This window comes from Nitratidesulfovibrio oxamicus (assembly GCF_015731765.1).
Classification (GTDB): domain Bacteria; phylum Desulfobacterota; class Desulfovibrionia; order Desulfovibrionales; family Desulfovibrionaceae; genus Cupidesulfovibrio; species Cupidesulfovibrio oxamicus.
This window is the reverse complement of sequence record NZ_VRYY01000160.1, coordinates 1-5,266: the sequence shown is the minus strand read 5'-3', so window position 1 is coordinate 5,266 and position 5,266 is coordinate 1. Positions and strand designations below refer to the sequence as shown.

Sequence of the window (5,266 nt, the reverse complement as noted above, 5' to 3'; positions counted from 1 at the left end):
CCTGCGCCCTGCCCTGCGGGCCAACGGACGACGCACCGGGGCGCGCCCCGGCCTTGCCCTCGCGCGGGGCCACGGTCAGTTCAAGGGTGTTCCATTCCTTGCAGGCGGGGCACTGGCCGCGCCATTGCGGTGCGCGCGCCCCGCAGGCGGTGCAGACGTAGGTTTCGCGCAGTTTCACGGGCGCACGCTACTTGCTTTCGGGCGGGGTGCGCGCCTCCACCACCTTGACGCCGAACTCGGCCACGGAGGCGGGCGGGTTGTAGAACACCACCATGAACGGCACTTCGCCGCCGGGGGGCACGTTGGTGTTGTTGGTGAGGATCTCGATCTTGTTGTTGAGGGCCGTTTCCAGCTCCTGCTCGCCCAGCACCTGCAACTGGAACAGCGACACGGTGACGCCGCACAGTTGCTGCTTGGTGACCACGGCGGCGCCTGCGGCATCGTACAGCGAGGCCTCGATCTTGATCAGTTCGCGCGGCGAGGAAAAGTTGTTCACCACCTTGCCCTCGATTACCGCGACCTGGCCCACCTTTTCGTTGTTCACGTAGTACTGGCGGTAGTTGCGCAAGGCGATGTTCTTGATCTGCTCGGTGCCGTTGACCACCGGCGGAGGCGTTTCCGCCGCCTTCTCGCCGGGCCACATGCCGGTGAAGCGCAGGGTAACGCCCACGGCCACGGCCAGCAGCACGGCCACGAACCCGGCGATGACCGGCCAGCCGTACTTCTTGGGCGGCACGGCTGGCGGGGCGTCGTCCAGGTTGTAGCCCTTCATGGAGCCGATGATGTCGCTGACGTCCGGCCCGTCGTCCGTACTGCCGCGCTTGCGGGCATCGGCCTGCACCTTGGCGCGCACGGCGGCATCAAGGTCCGCCTCCGGGTTGGGGGCAACGTCGAAGGGGCCATGGTCCAGTTCCGCCCCGTTGGCCGACACGGTACCGGAAGCGATGCCGGACGTGCCCGCAGCGGCGTCATCCGGCCCGCCCATCCCGAGTCCGCCCATGACGGCGTCGAAGTCGGGCGCGCCGGGGGTAGGCGGCGTGGCCGATTCGATGGGAAAGACGGACTTGCACAGCGTGCATTTCAGTTTCGCACCGGGGCGGGCGCGATCGTCGGGCAGGTTGTATTTGGTAGAGCAACTGGGGCAAATGACGATCATCGGGCACCTCGGACAGGGGGTCTCGGCGAATGGCCGGGGCGCGACGACAGGCAGGCGGCGTGGCCCACCCTATGCACCCTCGGGTTCGATGACGGCTTCGTAGATACCGGGAAGTTCGCGATACCGTTCGGCATAGTCGAGGCCATACCCTACAATGAAGCCACCGGGCAACGCAAACCCCGCGAAATCCACGCGCACGGGCACGGCGCGGCGCTCCTGCTTGTCCACCAGCGCGGCCAGGCGCAGGCTCTTGGCGCCGCGCGCCGCAAGCTGGCGGAACAGGAAGTCCACGGTGTGGCCGGTGTCCACGATGTCTTCCACCAGCAGCACGTGCTTGCCCTGCAAGGGCACTTCCACGTCCTTGGTGAAGCTGACGGTGCCGCAGGTGGCGGTGGCCGAGCCGTAGCTGGCCACGCGCACGAAGTCGAGTTCCGGGCGCATGTCCAGATGCCGCACCAGGTCGGCAAAGAACATGAACGCGCCCTTCAGCACGCAGACCACCACCAGTTCCTCGCCCGCGTACAGGCGATTGATCTCATCGCCCATCTCGGCCACGCGCGCGGCAATGGCCTGCGCGTCATACACTACCTTCAAGTCCTTGATCTTCATTGTCGTCCGGCCTCCGGGCCCGTGTATCGCAGGGAGCCGGATACACCGCGCGCTACGCGGCATGCCCGGCCCGTGGGGTTGTCATGTGCAGGCACAAGCAGCGGCTGATGGAGCAACATCGCGGCACGCGCACCGGACGGCACGCGGCAGGCCGTCCGCTACATTTCCAGCAGCACCGCCGTTTCGTCGCAATCGGGGAATTTGGGACAGTGGATGCAGTCCGCCCATATCTTCTGGGGCAGCACATCCTTTTCCACCACCCGGAATCCCATCCGCAGGAAGAACTCCACCTGGTAGGTCAGCGCGAACACCCGGAAAATGCCCAGGGTCACGGCATCGCTCAAGCAGGCATCCACCAGCTTGCGTCCCCAGCCCTTGCCGCGCAGATCGTCGGCCAGCACCAGCGAACGCACTTCGGCGATGTCGTCCCAGGCGATGGACAGGGCGCAGCAGCCCACCAGCGGGCCGCCATCGTCGGGGTCGAGAACCAGAAAGTCGCGCAGGTGGCTGTACAGCTGGTTCAGCGAACGCGGCAGCAGCAGTCCCTGACCGGAGGTGTGCATGAGCAGGCCGTGGATGGCCTTGACGTCCTGCACGCGGGCCTTGCGGATGTACGGCTGGCCCATCTAGTTGCCCCCCAGCAGGGTATCCACGAACTTGCCCAGTTCGTCGGCCTCGACAAGGCCCACGTGATTGGCCACCAGCTTGCCCTGCCGGTCGTAGACCAGCAGTTGCGGGATGGAGGACACGTTGAAGAACCGCTGCAATTCCTCCTTGCCCTTCCACACCGGATAGTTGAACGGCGTGCGGGACATGAAGGCCGCCAGTTGCTTCGGGTTGTCGTCCAGCGAAATGCCGTACAGGGCCACCTTGTCTTCGGAATACCGGGCCCGCACATTGATCAGGCCGGGAATTTCCTCCAGGCACGGCGGGCACCACGAGGCAAAGAAATTGACGATGACCACCTTGCCCCTGGCGGCGGTGACGCGGCGCAGCAATTCGCCGGAGCCCATCTCTTCCACCGCCGGGGCGGCAGCAGCAGCGCCGCACAGTGCGACGAGCAGCAGCGGAAGAAGCATGAGCGATGTCAGGCGTTTCATGTACAAGCCTCCGATGGGATAAAGCCACTGCGCCCGGAATCCACGGGCTGACGCCCACGGCTGTTCCGGGGTCCGCCACGCAGGCGGAGCGCATTCTTACCGCCGAACGCGCGCCGGGGCAACCGGCGCGGCCATGGCGACCATGCGCAAGGCAAGAGAGAAGGCGGACGCCGGAATGGCAACCCAGCCGGGCGAAAGGACACAGTTGCACCGACGGCTACTGCACCGTCAGCAACTCCTTGGCCACCCGCACGGCGTCCACGGCGTCGGCGGAATAGCCGTCCGCGCCGATGGCCTCGGCATAGGCGGGGGTAACCACAGCACCGCCCACCATGACCTTGACGGGCAGGCCGCGCTCGCGCACCAGGCGCACCGTGTCTTCCATGCGCACCATGGTGGTGGTCATCAGGGCCGAAAGCCCGATCACCCGCGCACCAAGGCGTTCCGCGGCCTCCACGATGTCGGCGGCCTTCACGTCCTTGCCCAGGTCCACCACGTCGAAGCCGTGGTTGCCCAGCATCAGGGTGACGATATTCTTGCCGATGTCGTGGATGTCGCCCTCCACCGTGGCCATGATGATCACCGGGCGGGTTTCCTGCCCCCGCTGGGCTTCAAGCAACGGTTGAAGTTTGCGGAAGGCGTGCTGCATGGTCTCTGCCGAGCGGATGAGCTGCGGCAGGAAGTACTCACGCCGCTCGTAGCGGCGGCCCACCTCGGTAATGCCGGGGATCAGCCTTTCCTGCACCAGCGAGAACGGGTCGGCCCCTTCGGACAGGGCGCGTTCCACCAGAACCAACGCACCGTCGCGGTCGCCCCGGATGACGGCCTCTTCCAGGGTGGCGGCCTTGGCCTTCATGCCGCCGCCAGTTCCACCGGCCCCGCCAGTCCCGCCAGCGGGCGTGGCGCCGGTGGCGTCTCCGCCCGGCGTCCAGCCGGAATAGCCCGCGATGAACGACTCGGCGTTGGCGTCCAGCCCCAGCAGCACGCTGGAAGCGGCCACCGCCTCGCGGATGCGCGCGTTGCCGGGGTGGGCGATGCACGAGGAAAGCCCCGCGCCCGCCGCCATGGCCAGGAAGGTGGCGTTCAGCAGTTCGCGCGCGGGCAGGCCGAACGAGATGTTGGACAGCCCGATGGTGGTGGGCAGCCCCTGCGCCGCACACCAGCGGATGGTATCCAGACAGTGGCGCGCGGCCTCTGCCTTGGACGACACGGCCAGGGCCAGCACGTCCACCATGACCAGGCGGCGCGGAATGCGCAGGCTGTCGGCCTGTTGCAGCAGTTCCTCTATGATGACGATGCGTTCCGCCGCCGTCACCGGCAGCTTGCGCCCCTTGAGCGGCAGCAGGATGAACGGCGCGCCGTGGTCGCGGCACAGCGGCCCCAGGTGCTCCATGCGCCCGGGCTCGCCGCTGATGGAGTTGACCAGCGGCGAACCGGGATGGAACGGCAGTGCTGCGGCAATGGCATCGGCGTTGGACGAATCCAGCGACAGCGGCAGCGAGTGGCGGGCCACCAGGCGTTCCACCAGCGCGGGCAGCAGCACCGCCTCGTCCACCATGGGCGCGCCCACGTTCACGTCCAGCAGCGGCGCGCCCGCCTCCACCTGTTCATCGGCAAAGCGCAGGGCCTGGGCGAATTCGCCCGCTTGCAGTTCCGCCGTCAGCAGTTTCTTGCCGGTGGGGTTGATGCGTTCGCCGATGATGCGGATGGGGCTGCCCGCCCCGACATGCACAAGTTGGGCGCGGGTGGTCAGCACGATGCCGTCGCGCCGGGCAGGGTCGGGAACAAGGCCGCCCGAAAGATTGTCCAATACGCCGCGCAAGGCGGCAATGTGGTCGGGCGTGGTGCCGCAGCAGCCGCCCAGCAGGCGCGCACCGGCGGCGGCGAAACGCGCCGTGTGCCGGGCGAAATCGTCCGGGCCCAGGCGGAACATGGTATTGCCGTCCACCAGTTCCGGCAGGCCCGCGTTGGGCTCCACCAGCACCGGCACTTCGGAGATGGACAGCAGTTCGTCCACCACCTCGACCATCTGTTCCGGCCCGGCGCTGCAATTTGTGCCCACAAGATCCACGCCCATGTTGAGCATGGACTGCACGAACACCTCGGGTCGCGTGCCGGTAAGGCTGACGCCGCCCTCGAAGGTCATGGAGACGCCCACGGGCAGGTCGCATTCGGCGCGCACGGCCAGCACGATGGCCCGTGCCTCGGCCAGGTCGAACTGGGTCTCGGCAAGAATCAGGTCCACCCCGCCCTGCACCAGCCCCCGGACCTGGGCGCGGAAGGCGGCCACCAGTTCGGCGGGGTCAAGATCGCCCAACGGGCGCATGAAATGCCCGGACGGCCCCACGCTGCCCGCCACGAAGGCCTCGCGCCCGCTGGCAAGCACGGCCTCGCGCGCTGC

At 67.5% G+C, this 5,266-nt stretch carries 5 protein-coding genes and 1 pseudogene; all 6 read right to left on the bottom strand.

Annotated elements, in window-relative coordinates:
- Positions 1–178, bottom strand: a pseudogene (locus FVW20_RS19680) (DNA repair protein RadA); the annotation flags it as partial.
- Between the two features lie 9 nt (positions 179–187).
- Positions 188–1,156 carry a DUF3426 domain-containing protein gene (locus FVW20_RS06910; protein ID WP_196608854.1) on the bottom strand — a complete coding sequence of 323 codons (969 nt, stop codon included), beginning with the start codon at positions 1,154–1,156 and terminating at the stop codon, positions 188–190.
- 69 nt (positions 1,157–1,225) lie between these two features.
- Positions 1,226–1,765 (bottom strand): hypoxanthine phosphoribosyltransferase, encoded by a 540-nt coding sequence (gene hpt / locus FVW20_RS06905; protein ID WP_196608853.1) that lies wholly within the window; start codon positions 1,763–1,765, stop codon positions 1,226–1,228.
- 158 nt (positions 1,766–1,923) lie between these two features.
- Positions 1,924–2,391: an N-acetyltransferase gene (locus FVW20_RS06900; protein ID WP_167125722.1), complete on the bottom strand. Its 468-nt coding sequence runs from the start codon at positions 2,389–2,391 to the stop codon at positions 1,924–1,926.
- Positions 2,392–2,865, bottom strand: a complete 474-nt coding sequence (locus tag FVW20_RS06895) for a TlpA family protein disulfide reductase (protein WP_196608852.1) — start codon at positions 2,863–2,865, stop codon at positions 2,392–2,394.
- Positions 2,866–3,082: 217 nt separating this feature from the next.
- Positions 3,083–5,266: homocysteine S-methyltransferase family protein (locus tag FVW20_RS06890; RefSeq protein WP_196608851.1), on the bottom strand; the 2,184-nt coding region annotated here is incomplete at its 5' end.

Bases quoted from the DNA above. Each gene is read 5' to 3' on its own strand.
- FVW20_RS06900 (WP_167125722.1), bottom strand. From the start codon at position 2,391: ATGGGCCAGCCGTACATCCGCAAGGCCCGCGTGCAGGACGTCAAGGCC.
- FVW20_RS06895 (WP_196608852.1), bottom strand. From the start codon at position 2,865: ATGAAACGCCTGACATCGCTCATGCTTCTTCCGCTGCTGCTCGTCGCA.
- FVW20_RS06910 (WP_196608854.1), bottom strand. From the start codon at position 1,156: ATGATCGTCATTTGCCCCAGTTGCTCTACCAAATACAACCTGCCCGAC.
- hpt (WP_196608853.1), bottom strand. From the start codon at position 1,765: ATGAAGATCAAGGACTTGAAGGTAGTGTATGACGCGCAGGCCATTGCC.